The organism is Kribbella sp. NPDC050459 (genome assembly GCF_040655315.1).
In the GTDB taxonomy this organism is placed as follows: Bacteria; Actinomycetota; Actinomycetes; order Propionibacteriales; family Kribbellaceae; genus Kribbella.
On the sequence record NZ_JBFAJQ010000004.1, the window covers coordinates 245,918 to 266,021 of the forward strand.

Annotated in this window: 21 protein-coding genes; 13 read left to right on the forward strand and 8 right to left on the reverse strand. The window is 69.9% G+C overall.

Features of this window, described 5'->3' with window-relative positions:
• Positions 1-37: 37 nt before the first annotated feature.
• Genes AB0I12_RS17170 through AB0I12_RS17185 form a run of 4 tightly spaced genes read left to right on the forward strand, consistent with a single transcriptional unit; the run spans position 38 to position 4,246 of the window.
• Positions 38-1,036, forward strand: a complete 999-nt coding sequence (locus AB0I12_RS17170) for a tripartite tricarboxylate transporter substrate binding protein (protein WP_359930155.1) — start codon at positions 38-40, stop codon at positions 1,034-1,036.
• Entirely contained in the window at positions 1,033-1,518 is a 486-nt protein-coding gene (locus AB0I12_RS17175) for a tripartite tricarboxylate transporter TctB family protein (RefSeq protein WP_359930156.1), read from the forward strand. Before AB0I12_RS17170 ends, AB0I12_RS17175 begins: the two co-directional genes overlap by 4 nt.
• A complete protein-coding gene (locus tag AB0I12_RS17180) occupies positions 1,518-3,002 on the forward strand; it encodes a tripartite tricarboxylate transporter permease (RefSeq protein ID WP_359930158.1) in 1,485 nt (494 codons plus the stop codon). The genes AB0I12_RS17175 and AB0I12_RS17180 overlap by 1 nt, the downstream gene beginning before the upstream one ends.
• A complete protein-coding gene (locus tag AB0I12_RS17185) occupies positions 2,999-4,246 on the forward strand; it encodes a glucarate dehydratase family protein (RefSeq protein ID WP_359930160.1) in 1,248 nt (415 codons plus the stop codon). Before AB0I12_RS17180 ends, AB0I12_RS17185 begins: the two co-directional genes overlap by 4 nt.
• Here AB0I12_RS17185 and AB0I12_RS17190 read toward each other — a convergent pair whose 3' ends face one another.
• Genes AB0I12_RS17190 through AB0I12_RS17200 form a run of 3 tightly spaced genes read right to left on the reverse strand, consistent with a single transcriptional unit; the run spans position 4,247 to position 6,983 of the window.
• The gene (locus AB0I12_RS17190) at positions 4,247-5,179 is read right to left on the reverse strand and encodes a hypothetical protein (protein WP_359930162.1); all 933 of its coding nucleotides are present in this window, start codon (positions 5,177-5,179) and stop codon (positions 4,247-4,249) included. It abuts the gene before it with no gap.
• Between the two features lie 11 nt (positions 5,180-5,190).
• Positions 5,191-5,871 carry a FadR/GntR family transcriptional regulator gene (locus AB0I12_RS17195; protein WP_359930163.1) on the reverse strand — a complete coding sequence of 227 codons (681 nt, stop codon included), beginning with the start codon at positions 5,869-5,871 and terminating at the stop codon, positions 5,191-5,193.
• A complete protein-coding gene (locus AB0I12_RS17200) occupies positions 5,868-6,983 on the reverse strand; it encodes a mandelate racemase/muconate lactonizing enzyme family protein (RefSeq protein ID WP_359930165.1) in 1,116 nt (371 codons plus the stop codon). Before AB0I12_RS17200 ends, AB0I12_RS17195 begins: the two co-directional genes overlap by 4 nt.
• A 163-nt stretch (positions 6,984-7,146) precedes the next feature.
• Between AB0I12_RS17200 and glsA the strand changes: the two genes are divergently transcribed.
• On the forward strand, positions 7,147-8,601 hold the full coding sequence (gene glsA / locus AB0I12_RS17205) for a glutaminase A (RefSeq protein WP_359930167.1): 1,455 nt from the start codon (positions 7,147-7,149) through the stop codon (positions 8,599-8,601).
• A gap of 100 nt (positions 8,602-8,701) precedes the next feature.
• Here glsA and glmS read toward each other — a convergent pair whose 3' ends face one another.
• The 3 genes from glmS to nucS form a co-directional block, all read right to left on the reverse strand.
• A complete protein-coding gene (gene glmS, locus AB0I12_RS17210; protein WP_355699981.1) occupies positions 8,702-10,522 on the reverse strand; it encodes a glutamine--fructose-6-phosphate transaminase (isomerizing) in 1,821 nt (606 codons plus the stop codon).
• Positions 10,523-10,561: 39 nt separating this feature from the next.
• On the reverse strand, positions 10,562-10,840 hold the full coding sequence (locus AB0I12_RS17215; RefSeq protein ID WP_359930894.1) for a hypothetical protein: 279 nt from the start codon (positions 10,838-10,840) through the stop codon (positions 10,562-10,564).
• 81 nt (positions 10,841-10,921) lie between these two features.
• Entirely contained in the window at positions 10,922-11,581 is a 660-nt protein-coding gene (gene nucS, locus AB0I12_RS17220; protein WP_359930170.1) for an endonuclease NucS, read from the reverse strand.
• A 49-nt stretch (positions 11,582-11,630) separates the two neighbouring features.
• On the opposite strand from nucS, the gene AB0I12_RS17225 reads away from it, so the two are divergent.
• The 6 genes from AB0I12_RS17225 to AB0I12_RS17250 all read left to right on the forward strand — a co-directional run bounded on the left by AB0I12_RS17225 (position 11,631) and on the right by AB0I12_RS17250 (position 16,498).
• Positions 11,631-11,954, forward strand: coding sequence for a hypothetical protein (locus tag AB0I12_RS17225; protein WP_359930171.1), 324 nt, complete (start codon positions 11,631-11,633; stop codon positions 11,952-11,954).
• Positions 11,951-12,832 (forward strand): class I SAM-dependent methyltransferase, encoded by an 882-nt coding sequence (locus AB0I12_RS17230; protein ID WP_359930173.1) that lies wholly within the window; start codon positions 11,951-11,953, stop codon positions 12,830-12,832. The genes AB0I12_RS17225 and AB0I12_RS17230 overlap by 4 nt, the downstream gene beginning before the upstream one ends.
• Positions 12,829-13,284: an NUDIX domain-containing protein gene (locus tag AB0I12_RS17235; RefSeq protein WP_359930175.1), complete on the forward strand. Its 456-nt coding sequence runs from the start codon at positions 12,829-12,831 to the stop codon at positions 13,282-13,284. Before AB0I12_RS17230 ends, AB0I12_RS17235 begins: the two co-directional genes overlap by 4 nt.
• Before the next feature lie 64 nt (positions 13,285-13,348).
• A complete protein-coding gene (locus AB0I12_RS17240) occupies positions 13,349-15,127 on the forward strand; it encodes a 3-hydroxybutyryl-CoA dehydrogenase (protein WP_359930177.1) in 1,779 nt (592 codons plus the stop codon).
• Positions 15,128-15,146: 19 nt separating this feature from the next.
• Positions 15,147-15,452: a hypothetical protein gene (locus tag AB0I12_RS17245; protein ID WP_359930178.1), complete on the forward strand. Its 306-nt coding sequence runs from the start codon at positions 15,147-15,149 to the stop codon at positions 15,450-15,452.
• Positions 15,449-16,498: a zeta toxin family protein gene (locus AB0I12_RS17250; RefSeq protein ID WP_359930180.1), complete on the forward strand. Its 1,050-nt coding sequence runs from the start codon at positions 15,449-15,451 to the stop codon at positions 16,496-16,498. Before AB0I12_RS17245 ends, AB0I12_RS17250 begins: the two co-directional genes overlap by 4 nt.
• Before the next feature lie 56 nt (positions 16,499-16,554).
• Here the strand turns inward: AB0I12_RS17250 and AB0I12_RS17255 are convergent, their stop codons facing one another.
• On the reverse strand, positions 16,555-17,343 hold the full coding sequence (locus AB0I12_RS17255; RefSeq protein WP_359930182.1) for a phytanoyl-CoA dioxygenase family protein: 789 nt from the start codon (positions 17,341-17,343) through the stop codon (positions 16,555-16,557).
• Positions 17,344-17,394: 51 nt separating this feature from the next.
• Between AB0I12_RS17255 and AB0I12_RS17260 the strand changes: the two genes are divergently transcribed.
• Positions 17,395-18,192, forward strand: coding sequence for a helix-turn-helix domain-containing protein (locus AB0I12_RS17260; protein ID WP_359930184.1), 798 nt, complete (start codon positions 17,395-17,397; stop codon positions 18,190-18,192).
• Here AB0I12_RS17260 and AB0I12_RS17265 read toward each other — a convergent pair.
• Positions 18,189-19,235, reverse strand: a complete 1,047-nt coding sequence (locus tag AB0I12_RS17265; RefSeq protein WP_359930186.1) for a methyltransferase — start codon at positions 19,233-19,235, stop codon at positions 18,189-18,191. The two genes, AB0I12_RS17260 and AB0I12_RS17265, sit on opposite strands and share 4 nt — an antisense overlap.
• A 234-nt stretch (positions 19,236-19,469) precedes the next feature.
• On the opposite strand from AB0I12_RS17265, the gene AB0I12_RS17270 reads away from it, so the two are divergent.
• Positions 19,470-20,084: a helix-turn-helix domain-containing protein gene (locus AB0I12_RS17270; protein WP_359930187.1), complete on the forward strand. Its 615-nt coding sequence runs from the start codon at positions 19,470-19,472 to the stop codon at positions 20,082-20,084.
• The last annotated feature ends 20 nt before the right edge of the window (positions 20,085-20,104 follow it).

Below are 20,104 nucleotides of genomic sequence, written 5' to 3' on the forward strand. Positions count from 1 at the left end.
GAGCCGGGGGACCACGCTCCGCAAAGGAGGAGATCCGATGCAGTTCACGCGCAACCGCCACGTCCTGGTGATGGCGGTCAGTGCTTCAGTCCTGTTGGCCGGCTGCAGTGGGGTGAAGACGACCTCGACCGGCGGCGACGGCGACTATCCGACGGGCAACATCCAGATGAGCGTCGGTGCGTCTCCCGGCGGCAGCACCGACCTGATCACCCGCGCGATCGCGGAGGGCATCGGCAAGGAGCTCGGCGTCTCGGTGCCGGTGGTCAACAAGCCCGGCGCGAACGGCGCGCTGAACGCCAAGGAACTCCAGTCCGCGAAGGCCGACGGCTACAAGATCGCGGTCCAGAACGCGTCGCTGTTCACCATCACGCCGCTCGCGGTCTCGGCCGACGAGGTCGTCAAGCTCGACGACTTCGACCTGCTCGGCGGCATCTCGCAGGACGACTACGTGCTGATCGCTCCGGTCGGCTCCGGCTACAAGACGATCGCCGATCTGAAGAAGGCCGGCAAGAACATCAAATACGGCACGACCGGCGTCGGCACCGGGGCACAGCTCGCGTCCGCGCTGACGTTCAAGCAGGCCGGGATCCCCGCCACCGACGTACCGTTCGACGGGGGTGCGCCGGCGCTCACCGCGCTGCTCGGCAGCCAGGTCGACGTGGCGACGATCCAGGTCGGTGACGGGATCGAGCAGGTGAAGGCGAAGAAGGTCGTCCCGCTCGCGGTCTTCTCGGCCGAGCGGATCAAGTTCCTGCCCGACGTGCCGACGGCCAAGGAGCAGGGGTACGACGTGGTGGTGTCGCAGTACCGCTTCCTCACGGCGCCGAAGGGTACGCCGGACGCCGCGAAGACGAAGCTGCTCGACGCGGCGCAGAAGACGTACGCGACCGACGCGTACAAGAAGTTCAACGACGCGCACTGCCTGACGCCGATCGAGGTCTCGCCGGACGAGGTGCGCAAGATCCTCGACGAGTACGCGACGAAGTACAAGGGACAGCTCGACCAGCTCGGCATCTCGCTGGCGGCGAAGAAGTGAGTGAGGCCGCGCTGCAGGAGCAGTTGGCCGCGGACCGGCCGCCGCACGCGGGGCCGTGGTCCCAGCTCGGAGCGGCGATCGTTGCCGGTGTCATCGGGGCCGGCGGCCTGATCGGGTCGCTCGCGCTCGGGCTGGGCCGGTTGACTCAGCCGGGGCCGGGGCTCTGGCCGTTCGTGGTCAGCGTCGTCGTGACCGTGCTGTCGATCGTCCTTGCGCTGGTCGGCCGGCGGGGGACGGACACCGAGAAGTTCTCGCGGTTCAGTGTGCTGACCGCGGTCGCCGTCCTGACCCTCGTGGTCTTCGCGGCCGTGCTGCCGTTGATCGGGTTCGAGATCCCGTCGCTGCTGCTGGCGTTCGTGTGGCTGCGGTTCCTCGGCAAGGAGTCGTGGATCTCGTCGGTCGTGATCAGCGTCGGCACGGTCGCCGCGTTCTACGTCCTGTTCGTGCTGGTGCTCCAGATCCCGCTGCCCAGGCTGATCTGATGGGCGGCCTGATCGACGGCTTCGGCGTCGTGCTGGAGCCGGCCAACCTGCTGTACTGCCTGGTCGGCGTCGTCATCGGCATGCTGATCGGCGTGCTGCCCGGGCTCGGTCCGGCCGCGACGATCGCGATCCTGCTGCCGATCACGTACGGCGTCGAGCCGGTGTCGGCGATCATCATGCTGGCCGGCATCTTCTACGGCGCGCAGTACGGCGGCACGATCACGTCCGTCCTGCTGCGGCTGCCGGGCGAGGCGTCGTCGGTGGTCACGGTCTTCGACGGGTTCGCGCTGGCGAAACAAGGACGGGCCGGTACGGCGCTCGGCGTGGCGGCGATCGGGTCGTTCATCGGCGGCACGGTGTCGATCATCGGGCTGACGCTGCTGGCTCCGGTGGTGGCCGGCGTGGCGCTCGACTTCGGCCCACCGGAGTACGCCGCGCTGTCGTTGTTCGGCGTGCTGCTGGTGGCGACCGTCGGGAACGGCGGCCGGCTGAAGGCCGTGATCGCCGCCGGCCTCGGGTTGCTGCTGGCCACCGTCGGGCGGGACACGTTCACCGGTGCGAGCCGGTTCACGTTCGACAGCCTGAACCTTGCCGACGGCATCGACTTCGTGCCGATCGCGATGGGCCTGTTCGGGCTCGGCGAGATCCTCTACAACCTCGAGGAACGCCACACCAAGCAGCACGAGCCGGTCGCGGTCGCGAACGCCTGGCCGTCGCGAGCGGACCTGCGGCAGGCGCGCGGCGCGATCGGGCGCGGCTCGGTGATCGGGTTCGTGCTCGGTGTCCTGCCGGGCGGCGGCGCGACGCTGTCGTCGCTGGTCGCCTACGCGGTGGAGAAGCGGCGGGCGAAGCAGCCGGAGCGTTTCGGCCGCGGCGCGGTCGAGGGCGTCGCAGCCCCGGAGACGGCGAACAACGCGGCGGCCACGTCGTCGTTCATCCCGCTGCTGACGCTCGGCATCCCGGCGAACGCGACGATGGCGCTGATGTTCGGCGCGCTGCTGATCCAGGGGATCCCGCCGGGGCCGCAACTGGTCTCGGAGCACCCGGACCTGTTCTGGGGCGTGATCAACTCGATGTACCTGGGCAACATCCTGCTGCTGATCATGAGCATTCCGCTGGTCGGGCTGTTCGTGAAGATCCTGAGGGTCCGGCCGGCCGTGCTCGCGCCGATCACCGTGCTGATCACGCTGCTCGGCGTGTACACCGTCGCGAACCAGGTGTTCGACATCTTCCTGGTGATCGTGTTCGGCGTCGTGGGCTACCTGATGAAGAAGTTCGGGTTCGAGCCGGGCCCGCTGGTGCTGGCCTTCGTGCTCGGCAGCGTGATGGAGACCGCGGTCCGGCAGTCGCTGCTGATCTTCGGCGGCAACCCGGCCGGCTTCTTCACCCGGCCGATCTCCGGCACGATCCTCGCCGCGTTGATCGTCGTCCTCGCCCTGCCCGCACTCCGGTTGCTCGTGAAGCGCCAGAAGGAACGTGTATGACCAAGATCGCCCGTGTCGAACTCACCCCGGTCGCGTTCGCGGACCCGCCGCTGCTGAACGTGGTCGGCGTCCACGAGCCGTACGCCCTGCGCACGATCGTCCAGCTCCACACCGACGACGGACTCGTGGGCCTGGGCGAAACCTACGCGGCAGCTGACCATCTACTCCGTTTGCAGGCGGTCGCGGACGTCCTGCCCGGGCTGGATGCCTTCGACCTCAACGGGCTCCGTCGGCGAGTGAGCGACGTACTGACGGCGGGAGGTGCGCAGGTCGGCGGAATGCTCAACCTGCAGGACCCGGCCGACGTGGTGTCCTCGCCGTACGAGGTCGCGCTGCTCGACATCCAGGGCAAGGCGCTGGGGCGGCCGGTTGTGGATCTGCTCGGAGGTGCGGTGCGTGAGGCAGTGCCCTTCAGCGCTTATCTGTTCTACAAGTGGGCCGCGCATCCGGGGCGTGAGCCGGATGAGTGGGGCGAGGCAGTCGACCCGGACGGGATCGTGCGGCAGGCGCGGAAGATGATCGGGGAGTACGGCTTCTCGGCGATCAAGCTGAAGGGCGGCGTGTTCCCGCCGGCGCAGGAGGCCGACGCGGTGCGCGCGCTGGCGGAGGCGTTTCCCGAGCACAAGCTGCGGATCGATCCGAACTGCGCGTGGACCGTGGACACGTCGGTGCGGGTCGCCCGGGAGCTGGCCGGCGTCCTCGAGTATCTGGAGGATCCGACGCCGGGGATCGAGGGGATGGCGGCCGTGGCGCGGCAGACCGCGATTCCGTTGGCGACGAACATGTGCGTAATCGCGTTCTCGCATCTGAAGCCGGCTGTGCTCGCGGACGCCGTACAGGTGGTGCTGTCGGATCATCACTACTGGGGTGGGCTGCGGCGGTCGCAGCTGCTGGCGGGGATCTGCGACACGTTCGGGATGGGGTTGTCGATGCACTCCAACTCGCACCTCGGGATCAGCCTGGCGGCGATGACGCATCTCGCGGCGGCGACGCCGAACCTCACGTACGCGTGTGACACGCACTATCCGTGGAAGACCGAGGACGTGATCAAGCCCGGCGTGCTGTCCTTCGAGTCCGGGAGCGTGCGGGTGCCGTCCGGGCCCGGGCTCGGCGTGGAGCTGGACGCCGACGCGTTGGGGACGCTGCACGAGCAGTACCTGGCGTGCGGGATCCGGAAGCGCGACGACACGACGTACATGCGGACCGTCGATCCCGGCTTCAGCCCGAACACGGCGCGGTGGTAGTTAGATCGGCCAGCCGTTGGCGGAGAGGGCGTTCAGTACGGCGGTGCGCTGCGGGTTGAGCGGGACGTACAACAGGGTCTTGCCGTCCGGGCCGCGAAGGCGCACGTACCGCCGTCCGATCGAGCTGGAGGTGACCGCCGTCCGCTGCACCACCTGCGAGGCGAGCGTGCCGTGGGCAACCGTGACCCGATCCGGCCCGACGGTGACAGCCAACCTGACCCGCAATGCATGCCGAACAGACAACCCGACCAGCCCCAACGCCAGCAGAATGCTCGGCCCCAGCACAACCGCCACGATCGCAGCCGGCGACCCACCCTCGAACGCCAGCACCATCACCCCAGCCGCGCCCACCACAGCCCACCCCATGGCAACCTTCGGGGCGACCCGACTACCAGCCCACGGCAACGGCCCTCGACCGCCGTCCCGAAGCAGAACGCGGGTCTCCCGCCGGACGGCCGCCCCGCCTCCGCCACCCGACGCGAGCCCAGCAGCCCGCCCAGCCGGGGCGGGGGACCAGGGCCAGCCTTCGGTGTGCGTGGCCTCCTGGATCTCGTCGACGTCGAACCGGGCGAGGGGGATTCGGCCGCTGGACGTCATGCCGTCGAGCTGCAGATAGGGCCGGCCCTGGGACTGCACAATCCGCAAGACGCTGTCGTCGTTGCGGATGAGTTCCCACGAGGCTCCGGAAAGGCGTAAGGCCGTGATGCCATCGGATCGCACGTCGATCCGGTCCGGATGCCGCCGGACGGCCCGCCCAGCGATCACGAACGCCACCGGTAGCAGCGCCACCGCCAAGACCGCCAGCGCCGCTGCGACCTGCCACACACCGTCCGCGAACGCCAGCACAGCGAACGCACCCAGCGCGACCGACCCGCCGAACTCGACCCGCGTCCGCGGCGGCACCGGCTTGCGGGCGTGTACGAGCTGCGCCATGCCGCGCAACGCTAGCCGGGGCTCTGGGTCAACCGGTGCCGGGTGCCGGACAGGTGCACACGCATCGCCGCCCGCGCCGCCTCCGCATCGGACCGGCCGATCGCCGCGGCGATGTTCTCGTGCTCGTGCACGACGCGGGTCAGGTGCCCGGGGTCCGACATCTCGTACGCCGGGTCGAGCCGGGTCCGCGGCAGCATGATCATCATCGGCCCGAGCTCCCCGACCAGGTCCGCGTAGAACCGGTTGCCCGAAGCAACAGCAACCTTCAGGTGGAACGCGAAGTCGGCCGCCACCGACCGGCTCGGATCGTCCCCGACCCGCCGGAAGTCGTCCAGCGCCCGCTCGATCCCCTTCAGCTGATGCTCGGTCCGCCGGACCGCGGCCAGCCCGGCCGCCTCGCTCTCGACACCGATCCGGAAGTCCATCAGGTCGAGGACGTCGCGGTGCGACCGCACCTCGCGCAGCCCCGGCGTACGCTCCGGGACCTCGAGAACGAACGACCCGCGCCCCTGGAACGTCTCCACCAGCCCGGCCGCCTGTAGCCGCGAGACCGCCTCGCGAACGACCGTCCGGCTGACCCCGAACTCCTCGACCAGGCTGTTCTCAGCCGGCAGCTTCGCGCCCGGCGCGATCCCGCCGTCGAGGATCCGCCGCTTCAGATCGTCGACGATCTGATCGGCCAGCCCGCTCACGAGAACTCGCAGCGGTCGACCGTCCAGCGCGCGCACTGCTCGCTGGTGGTGAACCCGAGCCCCGGGCGGTCCGGGACCAGCATCCGCCCGTCGACCGTCTCCAGCCGCTCGTTGAACAAGGGATTCAGCCACTCGAAGTGCTCGACCCAGGGCTCCCGCGGGTACGCCGCGGCGAGGTGCAGGTGGATCTCCATCGCGAAGTGCGGCGCCAGCTGCAGACCGTTGTGGTCGGCGAGCGTCGCGAGTTTCAGGAACGGTGTGATGCCGCCGATCCGCGGCGCGTCCGGCTGGATGATGTCGGCCGCGCGAGCCTCGATCAGCCGCACGTGCTCGCCGACGCTGGACAGCATCTCGCCGGTCGCGATCGGGGTGTCGAGGGCCGCCGCCAGCTCCGCGTGCCCGAGCGCGTCGTACGCGTCCAGCGGCTCCTCGATCCACACCAGCCCGAACTGTTCCAGCACCCGTCCGATCCGCAGCGCCGTCGGCCGGTCCCACTGCTGGTTCGCGTCCACCATCAGCGGTACGTCGTCGCCGAGGTGTTCCCGCACCGCGCGGACCCGCTCGAGATCGATCCGGCTGTCGGGCTGGCCGACCTTGATCTTGATCCCGCCGATACCGTCGGCGAGCGACTTCGACGCGCGTTCCTTCACCTCGTCGAGAGGGGCGTGCAGGAAACCGCCGGAGGTGTTGTAGGCGCGGACCGAGTCGCGGTGCGCGCCGAGCAGCTTGGCGAGCGGGAGACCGGCCCGCTTGGCCTTCAGGTCCCACAGCGCGATGTCGATCGCGGCGATGGCCTGCGTCGCGACACCCGAGCGGCCGACCGAGGCACCGGCCCAGAGCAGCTTGTCGTACACCTTGCCGATGTCGGACGGGTCCTCGCCGATCAGGTTCGCTGCGATCTCCTTCGCGTGCGCGTACTGCGCCGGTCCGCCGGCCCGCTTCGAGTAGCTGAACCCGATGCCGTGCTGGTCCTGCTCGGTCGCGATCTCGGCGAACAGGAACACCACCTCGGTCATCGGCCGCTGCCGCCCGGTCAGCACCTTGGCGTCGCTGATCGGCTGGTCGAGCGGGAGGACGACGGACTTGAGCTGCACGTGGCGGATGCGGTCCATGCCGAGTGATCATACAAGTAGGAAACTTGTCCTACAACGTCGTCGTTTGATGCTGCCGTAACACCAGGTGACCTCTCCGGAAACACAAGAAGGACAAGCTGCTGCGCGCCGACAGCGTGGTCGTGCACGCCCGCCTGCCGCCAGCTGGGGAAGGAAGCAGCCAATGGACGTCTCGGAGAAGCTGCTCCGGTCGTACGCGACGATCGACACCGACGACGACGGCCGGATCTGGTCCTGGGAGTTGCTCAACACCCTCGGCCGGGCCGGGATCATGCCGGACGATCCGCGGGTCCGTGCGGCGCTGGACGGTGTCCGTGACGCCGCCGGCCGGCCCGCGATCACGCCGTACGCCCAGCCTGTGCAGCTCGATCTCGACACGTTCGCCGAGGTCGCGCGGCACGAGGTCATCCAGCGAGCGCTGACCGGTGATCTCGCCGTTCCCGCGGACGAGTTCGCGGCGTTCGCGCAGGCGGTGGAGCGGATCCACACCGACCTGCTGGACGAACGGTCCGGTGAGACCGCGGACTACATCCCGACCTTGCGGGACGCCGATCCGGAGAAGTTCGGGATCGCGATCTGCACCGCCGACGGCCAGGTGTTCTCGATCGGCGACACGGCGGCGGAGTTCAGCGTCCAGTCGACGTCGAAGCCGTTCAACTACGCGATCGCGCTGGAGCAGCTCGGGCCGGATGAGGTGCACCGCTGGGTCGGTCAGGAACAGAGCGGCGGTCCGTTCAACGATCCGCTGCTGTCGCTGGGTGCGGACGGCCGGCCGCACAACCCGATGATCAACGCCGGAGCGATCGGGACGCTCGCACTGGTCGACGCCGGGAAGGACCTGTCCGCCAGGTTCACCACCGTCCGGGACACGTGGGCCGCGATGACCGGCGAGCGTCCGCAGCTGCACGGTGCGACGTTCCTGGCCGAGCGCGAAACCGGGTTCGGGAACGTCATGTTCGCCAACGCGCTGGCGCGGAACGGGAAGCTGTACGGCGCGAGCCCGACCGACCGGCGCGCCCCCGAGGACGCCACCGAGCTCTACACGATGGGCTGCTCGCTCACCATGACCGCCGACAGCCTGGTGAAGGCCGGTGCCACGCTCGCGAACGGTGGAGTCGCACCCTTGAGCGGCCGGCAGGTGTTCTCCGAGGACACCGCTGCCCGTGTGCTGTCCATGATGGGCCACAGCGGGATGTACAACGACTCCGGACAGTTCTCGAACGAGGTCGGGCTGCCGGCCAAGAGCGGGGTGTCCGGCAACGTCATGATGGTGGTGCCGTCGAAGCGGATGGCCGTCGTGGTGTTCTCACCGCGTCTGGACGCGGTCGGCAACTCGGTGCGCGGGGTCGAGGTGTGCAAGCGGCTCGTCAACGAGTTCGGCCTGCACCCGTACCGGAGCATGGGCGCCGAGCGCGGCCGCGCCGCGGGGCAGCTGACCGGTGCGCTCAACGGGGCCGACCGGCGCGCGGAGGCGGCGAGCGCGGCCGACCGCGCCCTCGGCGGACTGGCCCGCCCGGGATCCGGCCGGGTGAACGTTGCCCGCGACGCCGAACAAGCCGCGACCACGGGCGCCGCCGCTACCCGGTCGCAGCGCGGCCCGGCAGCAATCGGGGACTGATCGCGGATCTCCAGCCCATCACAAAGCGGCGGCCCCCGTCACGCTCAGCGTGACGGGGGCCGTGGTGTCGCGATTGCGATGGCCTGCAGATCCGCAGGTTCTACTCGACGGTGACCGACTTCGCCAGGTTGCGCGGCTTGTCGACGTCGTGGCCGAGGGCGACCGCGGCGTAGTACGCGATGATCTGCAGCGGAATCGTCAGCAGGATCGGGTCCAGCTCGGCCTCGTTCTTCGGGACCACGATCTTCGCCGCGACCCCGTCCGGCACGTCGACGCCCGGGTGCGTGACGACGTACAGCGGGCCGGAGCGGGCGCCGATCTCGTGCAGCGCGCCGATGTTGCGGTCGAGCAGCTCGTCGTCGGGGACGATCGCGACGCTCGGCACGTCCGGCGAGATCAGCGCGAGCGGGCCGTGCTTCAGCTCGGAGGTCTGGTACGCCTCGGCGTGCCGGTACGAGATCTCCTTCAGCTTCTGCGCACCCTCGCGCGCGACCGGGTACCCGCGGGTCCGGCCGACGAAGAACAGGCTCTCGTGCTGCGCGAGCCGGCCGGCGATCTTGGCCAGCTCCTCCTCCTGCGCCACGATCGCGGCGATGTGCTCGGGGAGCTTCTTCAGGCCGTCGATCAGCCGGCGGCCGTCGGCGGGGGAGACGTCCCGGATCCGGCCGAGGTGGATGCCGAGCATCGCGAACCCGACCGCCATGTTGGTGAGCGCCTTCGTCGAGGCCACCGAGACCTCCGGGCCGGCGTGCAGGTAGACGCCGCCGTCGACCTCGCGGGCGATGCTCGACCCGACCGCGTTCACCAGGCCGATCACGCGGCCGCCCTTGCGCTTCAGCTCCTGGACGGCGACGAGCGTGTCGAGGGTTTCACCGGACTGCGAGACCGCGACGTACAGCGTGTCCCGCTCGACCACCGGGTTGCGGTACCGGAACTCCGACGCGGGCTCCGCGTCGGCGGGGATCCGCGCGACCTCCTCGATGAACTGCGCGCCCATCTGGCCGGCGTAGTACGCCGAACCGCAGCCGAGGATCTTGACCCGCTTGATCTCCCGCGCCTCGCGGGCGTCCATGTTCAGGCCGCCGAGGTGCACAGTGTGGAACCGCTCGTCCAGCCGGCCCCGGATGACCCGGCCGACCGCGTCCGGCTGCTCGTGGATCTCCTTCATCATGAAGTGCTCGTGCAGGCCGCGCTCGAACTCCTCGGCCTCCCACTCGACCGTCTTCGCGGTCTTGGTGGTCGGGGACGCGTCCTGGGTGAAGGTGCGGTAGCCGTCGGCCCGGACGGTCGCGAGCTCGCCGTCGTCCAAGTACACGACCTGGCGGGTGTAGCGGATCAGGGCGGCGGCGTCGGAGGCGATGTGCATCTCGCCGTCGCCGATGCCGAGGATCAGCGGGCTGCCGTTGCGGGCGACCACGATCCGGTCCGGGAAGTCGAGGTCGACGACCGCGATGCCGTAGGTGCCCTCGATCCGGCGCAGGCTGGCCAGCACCTTCTCCTCGAGGGTGTCGCCGTCGGCCTGCTCGATCAGGTGCGCGAGCACCTCGGTGTCGGTCTCGGAGCGCAGCTTGACGCCGGCGTCCTCCAGTTGCGCGCGGATCGCGGCGGCGTTGTCGAAGATGCCGTTGTGCACGACCGCGATCCGCTCGTTGCCGCTGGCGTGCGGGTGTGCGTTGTCCTTGCTCGGACCGCCGTGGGTGGCCCACCGGGTGTGGCCGATGCCGAGTTTGCCGCCGAACCGCTTCGGCAGCGACGCCTCCAGCTCACGGACCCGTCCGGCGTCCTTGTGCACCTTCAGCTCGCTCGACCCGAGGACGGCGACGCCCGCCGAGTCGTAGCCGCGGTACTCCAAGCGGGCCAGTCCGTCCACCAGGATGGGCGCGGCCGGCTTGGTGCCGACGTACCCGACGATTCCGCACATGTGATGGTGCCCCTTCGTAGGTTCGGTTGAGCGGCCCGGTCAGCCGTAGACGATCCGTCGCAGCTGCCGGGCGGAGAGTTCGGGCGAGCGGACCGGCCAGTGCCGGAGCTCGGCGCCGAGGCGCGCGAAGATCTCGTCGTTGCGGGCGCCGTAGGTCTGCAGCTCACGGTGCCGGCGCCGGACGTACTCCTCGGTCGTCTCGGTGAAATAGGCCAGTACGTCGGCGACCACCCGCCGCGCGACATCCGCCGACAGTCCCGTCGTCCGGCTGACCTGCTCGGCCAGCTCGTCGACCGGCTCCACGGCCGCCTCACTGATCACCCGTCAACCATGCAGTCTTTCCGGGGTCAACGCAAAGCATCTGCCCGAAATCGGGCAAATTCCCTGCTTTGTCAGGAGCTAGAAGAGACGGAGTACGTCGGACTCCATGCCGCGCAGGGCGTCGTAGTCGACGGTCAGGCACTCCAGGCCGCGGTCGGTGGCCAGGAACTGGGCCTGCGGCTTGATCAGCTGGGCGGCGAAGATGCCGCGGACCGGCGCGAGCAGCGGGTCGCGGTTCAGGAGTTCGATGTACCGGGTGAGCTGCTCGACGCCGTCGATCTCGCCGCGGCGCTTGATCTCGACCGCGACGTGCTTGCCGTCGGCGTCGCGGAGCAGCAGGTCGACCGGGCCGATCGCGGTCGGGTACTCCCGGCGGACCAGCGTCCAGCCCTCGCCGAAGGTGTGCACGTGCTCGGCGAGCAGTTCCTGCAGGTGCGCCTCGACGCCGTCCTTGATCAGGCCGGGGTCGGTCCCGAGCTCGTACGCCGTGTCGCTGTGCACCCCCTGGAGGGTGATCCGGAGCTCCTCGCCGGCCTTGTTGGTGACGCTCCAGACGCCGTCCTCCTCCGTCAACTTGCACGGTGGCGACATCCAGTTCAGCGGCTTGTACGACCCGCCGTCGGCGTGGATCAGCACGGACCCGTCCGCCTTCACCATCAGCAACCGGGGCGCCATCGGCAGATGAGCCGTCAGCCGCCCCGAGTAGTCAACAGAACACGTAGCAATCACCAAGCGCACGACAAAGCACCGTAGTGCACCGGGTGCGGGGAGTGGGAAGGTGGTGACCATGATGCCGAAAGTGAGTGACGCGGCGGTCGCGGCGTACGAGGATGTCGCGGCCGGGCTGGAGGCAGCCGGCGTGGTCCGGGGCAGCATGTTCGGTATGCCGTGCCTGAAGATCGGCAAGAAGGTGCTCGCCGGGATGTACGGCGACGGGATGACCTTCAAGCTCCCGCCGGAGCCGCGCGCGCAGGCGCTCGATCTGCCCGGTGTGGAGCAGTTCGACCCAGGGATGGGTCGACCGATGAAGGAGTGGGTAAGGATCCCTCTGGATCAGTCGGCCGTCTGGCCGGAGTACGCCGCCGAGGCCTTGGAGTACGTCGGTAGATGAACCTGATGTGTCCCGCCCGGATCCTGCTGCTGCCCGGTGACGTCCAGGACGCGGCGGTCGGCGAGCGGGTCGCCCTGGTGTACGCCGGCCCGTTCGAGGCGGCCGCCGGCGCCCGGCTGGCCGATCGCCTCGGTGTCAGGCTGACCGTCGTCCCGGAGCTGACCCAGCGCCCGGACGCCGAGCTGCAGTCGATCGCCGATCTGCACCGCGGCGAGACCGTGGTCGTGCTCGGGCTGGACCTCGGCCTCCGGCTCCCCGCGATCGTCGAGCACACCGGCGACGGCTGGACGCGGATCGCCTCCGACAACGAGGTGACGCTGGCGTCGTACGAGCAGGCCGCCGGCAAGTTCCGCGACTCGATCCCGACCGACGCCAACAACCTCCTGATCGACCTGCTCGCCGATTGCGTGGCTCCGGGCGGACGTCTGCTCGAGCTCGGCAGCGGCACCGGCAAGGACGCGATCGAGCTGGAGAGCCGCGGGTACGTCGTACGGCGCACCGACGCGACCCAGGCGTTCGTGGAGATGATGCGGTCCGACGGGTACGCCGCCGACCGGCTGAACGCGATCACCGACGACTACGGCGGCCCGTACGACGCGGTGTACGCGAGCGCGGTGTTCCTGCACTTCGACCGCGCCCAGCTGGACGGCGTACTGCGGAAGGCGGCCCGCGCCGCGCCGGTGCTCGCCTTCGCCACCCGGGAGGGCAAGGGGGAGGAGTGGTCGAACCGGCACCTCGACCTGCCGCGCCACTTCGTCCTGTGGCAGGAAGCCCCGCTGCGCGATCTGCTGGCCGCGACCGGATGGTCCGTCCGGCGACTGGAGCGCGGCGACTCCCGCATCGGAACCTGGCTGCAGATCCTGGCGGTGCGGGCGTGATCCGCGCCGGCGTCGTGCTGCTGAGCGAGCACGGGATCGCGGCGATCGAGCGGGTCCGCGGCGGCCGGACGTACCACGTGCTGCCCGGCGGTCAGGTGGAGGACGGGGAGAGTCCCGCGGAGGCCGCGCGCCGGGAGGTGCAGGAGGAGCTCGGCCTGCTGGTGAAGATCCGGGCGGCGGTCGCGGTCGTGCACTTCGGCGACAGCACGCAGCACTACTTCGTCGCCGACGTGATCGGCGGCGAGTTCGGGACCGGCGACGGTCCGGAGATGGCAAGCGCGGCCGACTCGGAGCGGGGGAGTTACCGCGCCGTGTGGATGCCGGTGACCGACCTCGTTGCGCGGGACCTCCGGCCACGACCCGTTGCGGCCGCACTGGAGGGCGCGCCCGACCCGCGGTGGCTGCTCGAAGGCTGGATGGAGACCCCGGTCGTCATCGACGAGGGTGTGTGAGGTTGACCTCGCCGGTGACGCAACTCATGGGCGGACCAGTACCCGGACTGGCATAGTGCAGAGCATGGCTCGGGAATTGACGACGGTTGGTGTGGTGGGTCTCGGCACGATGGGCGCCGGGATCGCCGAGGTGTTCGCGCGCAACGGCCTGACGGTGGTCGGTGTCGAGCGCGACGAGGAGGCCGTCGAGCGCGGCCGTGGGCACATCCAGCACTCGACCGACCGGGCCGTGAAGCGCGGCAAGCTGTCGGTCGAGGACCAGCAGGCGCTGTTCGACCGGGTCACGTTCGCCACCTCGCTGGAGGCGCTGGCCGGCTGCGACCTGGTGATCGAGGCCGTCGTCGAGCGGCTCGAGCTGAAGCGCGAGATCTTCGCCGCGCTGGACAAGATCGTCCGCGAGGACGCGATCCTGGCGACCAACACCTCGTCGTTGTCGGTCACCGAGATCTCCGTCGCCACCCAGCGCCCGCGGCGCGTCGTCGGCATGCACTTCTTCAACCCGGCGCCGGTGCAGGAGTTCGTCGAGGTGATCAAGACCGTGGTCACCGAGCCGGACGTGGTCGAGGACGTGCAGGCGCTGGCCCGCCGGCTCGACAAGGTGCCGGTGGTCGCCGCCGACCGGGCCGGGTTCATCGCCAACGCGCTGCTGTTCGGGTACCTGAACCACGCGGTGTCGATGGTCGAGTCCCGCTACGCCACCCGCGAGGACGTCGACGCGGCGATGCGGCTCGGCTGCGGGTACCCGATGGGCCCGCTGGCGCTGCTCGACCTGATCGGCCTCGACACGGCGTACGAGATTCTCGACACGATGTACAAGCAGGGCCGCAACCGGCTGCACGCGCCGGCGCCGATCCTCAAGCAGATGGTCACCGCCGGGCTGCTCGGCCGGAAGACCGGACGCGGCTTCTACACCTACGAGGCGCCGGACTCGCCGGTCGTGGTGGACGACGAGCACACCCCGCACCGCAACGGTGACGAGATCGCCGTCCGGCCGGTCAAGCAGGTCGGCGTGGTCGGCTCCGGCACGATGGCGGTCGGCATCGTCGAGGTCCTGGCCAAGGCTGGGTACGACGTCTTGTACGTCGCCCGCGGCACCGAGAAGGTCGACCGCGTCCGCGGTGTGCTGGAGCGCTCGCTGGAGAAGGGCGTGCAGCGCGGCAAGCTGTCCGCCGAGGAGCGGGACGCGGCGCTGCGCCGGGTGACCGGCACGGCGAAGCTCGACGACCTCGCGGGCGCCGACCTGGTGATCGAGGCCGTCGTCGAGGAGCTCAGCGTCAAGCAGGCGCTGTTCGAGACGTTCGACGAGATCTGCAAGCCGGGCGCGATCCTGGCCACCACGACCTCGTCGCTGCCGGTGATCGACCTGGCGATGGCGACCAAGCGGCCGGGTGACGTGGTCGGGCTGCACTTCTTCAACCCGGCGCCGGTGATGCAGCTGGTCGAGGTCGTCAGCACGGTGAGCACCTCCGCCGACGTCGCTGACACGGTGGCCGCCGTAGCCGTTGCCGCCGGCAAGCATCCGGTGCGGTGCGGCGACCGGGCCGGGTTCATCGTGAACGCGCTGCTGTTCCCGTACCTGAACGACGCGGTCCGGATGCTCGAGGCGCACTACGCCGGTGTCGACGACATCGACGCGGCGATGAAGCTCGGCTGCCGCCTCCCGATGGGTCCGTTCGCCCTGCTCGACGTGGTCGGCCTGGATGTCTCGCTGGCCATCCAGCGGACGCTCTACATGGAGTTCCGCGAGCCCGGCTTCGCCCCGGCGCCGCTGCTCGAGCACCTGGTCACCGCCGGGTACCTCGGCCGCAAGACGGGCCGCGGTTTCCGCGACTACAGCAACTGAGCCGCTGTAGCATCACCGCATGCCGGACGAACCCGCGAAGCACATCTCCGAGGCGCTCGGCGGGCGGCCCGTCGAGCCGTTGAGCGATGCGGAGCGCGTCGAGCGGGAGCGCGTCCGCAATCTCGTCCAGAGCGTGGCCTCGTGCTACAACGCGCTGGTCGCGCAGGCCACCGACCCGGGTCGCCGGGCCGAACTGTCCGAGCGGCTCGTCGGCCACGACGCCGAGCTCCGGCGCATCGACACCATGCCGCCAGCGGAACGGCGTACCGTCATCAGCACCTACCCGGAGCTGCTGACCCGGTTGCGCGCCGAGCTCGACCGATGATCGCGAGCGCGCGCCTCGACCTGACGTTGGGCGAGGCGCAGGCGGTGCTCGCCCGTCGGCTCGCGCAGATCACTCCGGACGAGCCGCCGGTGCGGGCCCCAGGTCAGCGTCCGCTGGTGGTGCTGATCGGCGGGCCGCCGGGGTCGGGCAAGTCGACCACGCAGTGGCTGCTGCAGACGTCGCTCGGCGCGCGGTCCGTCGCGGTGTACGACTTCGACGACGACATCACCGCGCACCCCCGGTACGACGCGATCATGCGGTCCCGGGGGATGGGCGGCGCCGACGAGATCGCCCGCAACCTCCCGCGCGGCATGATGGTGCGCTGCCTCGAACATCTCCGCCGCGGCGAGCCGCAGTACGACGTGATCGCCAGCGCCCCGCTGCACCGGGTGCCGCTGGCCACGAACTGGGTGGACGGCTTCCGCGCCGTCGGCTACCGCGTCGCGCTCGTGTACGTCACGACACACGAAGCCAACTGCCGGCTCGGCCGTGCGAGCAGGTTCCAGCAGGCGCTCGACGACACTGGAATCGGCCGGTGGGTGCGGCCAGAGCTCGGAGACCTGGCCTACCGGCTGGTGCCGGACACCGCTCAGGAGCTGGAGTCCCTGGCGTACGTCGATGACCTGTACGTCGTCGACCGCGACGGGTTCGTCTGCTACGAGACTCACCGCGGCGAGGACGGGCGGATGCCGGAGCCGTGGCTGGTCAAGCAGGAGATCCTTGCTGAGCGCAACCGTCCGCCGACGCCTGCCGAACACGAGCAGTTCCTCGCGACCGCGGTGCCGCTACTCGACCGCGGCGACGCCCTGGCCGCCCTCGTCATCGCCGAGGTCCGGGCCGCGAAGGAGCAGCACGAGGCCCGCGGAGAGCCCCGGCCCCGCGCGCTGGTCCTCCCGAACCGCCTCGACCAGCAGGTCAGCGACCTCCGCAGATTCACCACCACAGGCCTGGCCGCCCCGAGCACCATCGCCGCGCCGAACACCGCCAGCGGGTCACGCGGTCCGGGCTCTGCTCGGTCAGGGCCCGGGCACACGCTGGACCGTTGAGCTGCTGACTGTGATCGTCGTGTAGACCGCGGTCCTCGCGTACTGCGGCGACGGGTTTACGGCTCGGCCTGGGCATAGTCGCCGCAGGGGCCGCCGCCGATGGCTTCGGGGAGGATGGTCTCGCGGCGGTCGGGGCGGACCAGCGGGTTGTAGAAGGCGGCGATCTCGACGCTGTCCTCGGGGATGTAGTGGAAGATCAGCGAGCGGCGGAAGCGGTCCGCGGTGGAGTTCGGGCGGGAGCCGTGGACGACGCTGCCGTGGAAGAACAGGACGTCGCCGGCTTGCATCCGGGTCTGCACCCTGCTGAGGCCGTCGGGGATCGGCACCTCGACGCTGGTGAACGACTCGGTCAGGTCGGCCGGTTCCGGGCAGACCAGCTCGGTCTTGTGCGAGCCGGGCACGACCGCGAGCCCGCCGTTGTCCGCGTCTACGTCGTCGATCGCGATCCAGGCCGCGAGGCACGTCTCCGGATCCGCGCGCAGGAACGTGTTGTCCTGGTGCAGCGCCTGTCCGCGGGCGCCCGGCGGCTTGAAGTAGAACATCGACTGGGCGCCGAGCGCGGGACCGATCAGGGCCTGCACGACATCGAGGATCCGGCTGTCGAGCATCAGCTCCATCGAGAGCTTCCCGGCCTCGGTGCCGTCCGCCCGGTGCGGGTGCACGAACCGCGGGAACTTCGCGAGCGGGTCGTCGTCCGGCACGCCGTCGTCGATCGCGAGCGAGTGGTCCACCGCGACCTGTTCCATGAAGACCGACTTGATCCGCTCGACCTCGGCGGGTTCGAGCACCTGGGGGACCTGGACGATGCCGTCCCGCCGGTAGATGTCCACGACTGTCTGGGTCATGTTGTCCAGGATGCGGCGGGCGGGTCGCGGTCAGCGATAGCCTATTGAGCTGTGAACCTTCGACATCCTGCTGAGTCACCGCATCCGGTGGTGCGCCGGCTGGTGACCGGTGAGTTCGACGAAGGCCCTGAGTACGCGACGTATCGGCGGCGCGGGACGACCGACTGGCTGCTGGTCCAGACACTGGACGGCCAGGGACGATTCGGTCAGATCGCGGCCGCTCCGGGCAGCGTGACGCTGGTTCGCCCCGGCACCCTGCACGACTACGCCACGGTCGGCGACCGGTGGCATTTCCTGTATGCGCACATGCACCCGAAGCCCGACTGGCTGCCGCTGCTCGACTGGCCGGAAGTTGCCCCGGGCACCGTTCAGCTGCACCCGGCCGGACCGGCCTTCGAGCGCGTCGCCGACCACCTTCGCGACGCCGTACGGCATCAGCGCAGCGTGCTCCCGCAGGCCGAGCAGCTGAGCGCCAACGCGCTGGAGGCGGCCCTGCTGTGGTGCGACACCCAGAACCCGAAGGCCGTCCAGATCGACGACCGGCTGCTGCGCGCCATCGAGCTGATCGACCAGGACCTGACCGCTTCACTGGACGTTCCGCGCCTGGCGCGTGCGGTCAATCTGTCGGTGTCGCGGTTCGCGCACCTGTTCCGCGAGCAGCTCGGCGTCGGCCCGCAGCAGTTCGTCGAACGCCGCCGCCTCGACGCGGCCGCCCGCCTCCTCGAACTCACCAGCCGCCCCGTCGCGTCGATCGCGTCGCAGGTCGGGTACGCCGACCCGCTCTACTTCTCGACCCGCTTCCGCCGGCACACCGGATCCAGCCCCACCGCGTTTCGGAGGAGAGCCTAGGTCGATGAGGGCGGCTTCCGGGCGATCACGGCGCCGTTCGCCCCCGCCGCCTCGAACCAGACCGTGCCGATGTCCTGGAAGCCCAGGTTGTCGAGCCAGGCGCGATACTCGCGGGGTGTGTAGTTGCGGCCCTCGGTCTCGACGAGCATGTTGAGGCTCATCAGTGCCGCCGGTGGAGGGCCGGTCCGCTCGTCGTTGACCAGCAGTTCGGCGATGATCAGCCGGCCACCGCTCGGCAGCGCCGTCCAGCATTTGTGGAGGATCGCGCGGGCGCGGTCCTCCGCCCAGTCGTGCAGGATCATCGACAGCAGGATCGTGTCGTGCCCGCCGGGCAACGCGGAATCGTCGAAGAAATCACCGGCCACCGTGTCGATCCGGGCCGACAGTCCCGCCTCCTCGACCTTCCCGGCCGCGATGGCTGCGACCTTCGGCAAGTCGTAGACCGTCGCGGTCAGGGTCGGGTAGAGCCGGCACAGTTCGATGTCGAACGCCGCGGAGCCGCCTCCGACGTCGAGCAACCGGCGCGAACCGCGCAGATCGACGGTTCGGCCCAGCGCCCGGGCGGTGAAGGTCGACAGCGAGTGCATCGCCTCCCAGAAGACCGCGAGCAGGTGCGGATCCTCGCCGTCGAACACCGAGTGCTGCCGGTCCGGGTCCCAGGTGGTCGGGCGGTTCGTGCGGATCGCCTCGGTCAGCCTGGCCCACCCGGCGTAGAGTCGCTCGTCGAGCATCTGCACGAAGCCGCCGAAGTAGTAAGTACTGCCGCGGACCAGGAACTCCTCGGAAAGCGCGCTGTTGAGGTAGCGGCCGTCGTTCTTCTCGAGCAGCCCGAGTGCGGCGCACCCGGTGAGCAGCATCTCCGCCGGCCGCGCCTCGATTGCGAGCGCCTCCGCCAGCTCTTCGGTCGTGGTGCCGGCCGTGCCGGACAGACGCGAGAACAGATCGAGCTCATGGGCCGCGGCGAGTGTCTTGAACGCCCAGAAGCCGGTTGCCAGTTGCATCAGCGGGACGGGAGACAACGCTTGGTCGATGTCAGTGGTCATGGCTCCTCCGCACCACTCGTTGCGGTGCGTGCGGCAGCACGGGCGGGCATCGGTCGCGGAGTGGGGTAAGGATCATTGGTTGACGATGCGTGCGAACGGCGCTCTCGGCCAAGGACCGTTCGGCAGAGCCGAACGCGTCGGGGCTCAATCGGTGTCCATTGCCTCTCGGGTAGCTCTGCCACGACCGGGTGTGACGTGTGAGCGACCGTTCGTAGCGAGGGCTAGCATGAGTCGATGCTGAGCGTTCGCCGGGCCGCCGAGGTCCTGGAGCTTTTCTCGGTCGAGCGGCCCCACTGGGGCCCCACCGAAGTCGCCGCCGAGATCGGCGTGGCGAAGTCGAGCGCGCACGCGTTGCTCCGGGAGTTGGAGCACGCCGGCCTGCTGGAGGGCATGGCGTGCGGACGGTACCGGCTCGGCTGGCGGTTGGCCGAGTTGGCTCGCACGATGCTGCAGACGAACGGGCACAGCGCCACGGTCGTCCCTGTTGCGCACGAGCTTGCCCACGAGCTCGGCGAAACGGTCCACTTCGCTGCCCTCGACCGTGACCGGGTGTTGTACGTGGCCAGTATCGTGCCGCCCGGGGGAGTTGCCGCTCCAAGGGTCCCGGTGTCGGCCGAGTTGACTCCGCTTGGTCAGGTGCTGAGCACCGAACATCGCGGCGTCCTCGTCGGACCGCAGCGCGCGCTCATCGGCGTGACATGCGCCGCCACTGCCCTGCGCGTCCGCGACGAACCCACTGGGTCGCTCGGCGTCTGCGCCTCGACCGAAAGGTTCGCCACACAGCGGGACGTCTATGCGCGAGCTCTCGGCGCGACCCGGAAGCGCTTGGCTCGCGGTGTCCGCGAGTAGCGAACGGTCCTCGGCTCGAA

Coding starts and splice junctions, on each gene's coding strand:
- AB0I12_RS17170 (WP_359930155.1), top strand. CDS start 38: ATGCAGTTCACGCGCAACCGCCACGTCCTGGTGATGGCGGTCAGTGCT.
- AB0I12_RS17180 (WP_359930158.1), top strand. CDS start 1,518: ATGGGCGGCCTGATCGACGGCTTCGGCGTCGTGCTGGAGCCGGCCAAC.
- AB0I12_RS17185 (WP_359930160.1), top strand. CDS start 2,999: ATGACCAAGATCGCCCGTGTCGAACTCACCCCGGTCGCGTTCGCGGAC.
- AB0I12_RS17190 (WP_359930162.1), bottom strand. CDS start 5,179: ATGGCGCAGCTCGTACACGCCCGCAAGCCGGTGCCGCCGCGGACGCGG.
- AB0I12_RS17200 (WP_359930165.1), bottom strand. CDS start 6,983: ATGGACCGCATCCGCCACGTGCAGCTCAAGTCCGTCGTCCTCCCGCTC.
- glsA (WP_359930167.1), top strand. CDS start 7,147: ATGGACGTCTCGGAGAAGCTGCTCCGGTCGTACGCGACGATCGACACC.
- glmS (WP_355699981.1), bottom strand. CDS start 10,522: ATGTGCGGAATCGTCGGGTACGTCGGCACCAAGCCGGCCGCGCCCATC.
- AB0I12_RS17225 (WP_359930171.1), top strand. CDS start 11,631: ATGATGCCGAAAGTGAGTGACGCGGCGGTCGCGGCGTACGAGGATGTC.
- AB0I12_RS17230 (WP_359930173.1), top strand. CDS start 11,951: ATGAACCTGATGTGTCCCGCCCGGATCCTGCTGCTGCCCGGTGACGTC.
- AB0I12_RS17240 (WP_359930177.1), top strand. CDS start 13,349: ATGGCTCGGGAATTGACGACGGTTGGTGTGGTGGGTCTCGGCACGATG.
- AB0I12_RS17245 (WP_359930178.1), top strand. CDS start 15,147: ATGCCGGACGAACCCGCGAAGCACATCTCCGAGGCGCTCGGCGGGCGG.
- AB0I12_RS17250 (WP_359930180.1), top strand. CDS start 15,449: ATGATCGCGAGCGCGCGCCTCGACCTGACGTTGGGCGAGGCGCAGGCG.
- AB0I12_RS17255 (WP_359930182.1), bottom strand. CDS start 17,343: ATGACCCAGACAGTCGTGGACATCTACCGGCGGGACGGCATCGTCCAG.
- AB0I12_RS17265 (WP_359930186.1), bottom strand. CDS start 19,235: ATGACCACTGACATCGACCAAGCGTTGTCTCCCGTCCCGCTGATGCAA.
- AB0I12_RS17270 (WP_359930187.1), top strand. CDS start 19,470: ATGCTGAGCGTTCGCCGGGCCGCCGAGGTCCTGGAGCTTTTCTCGGTC.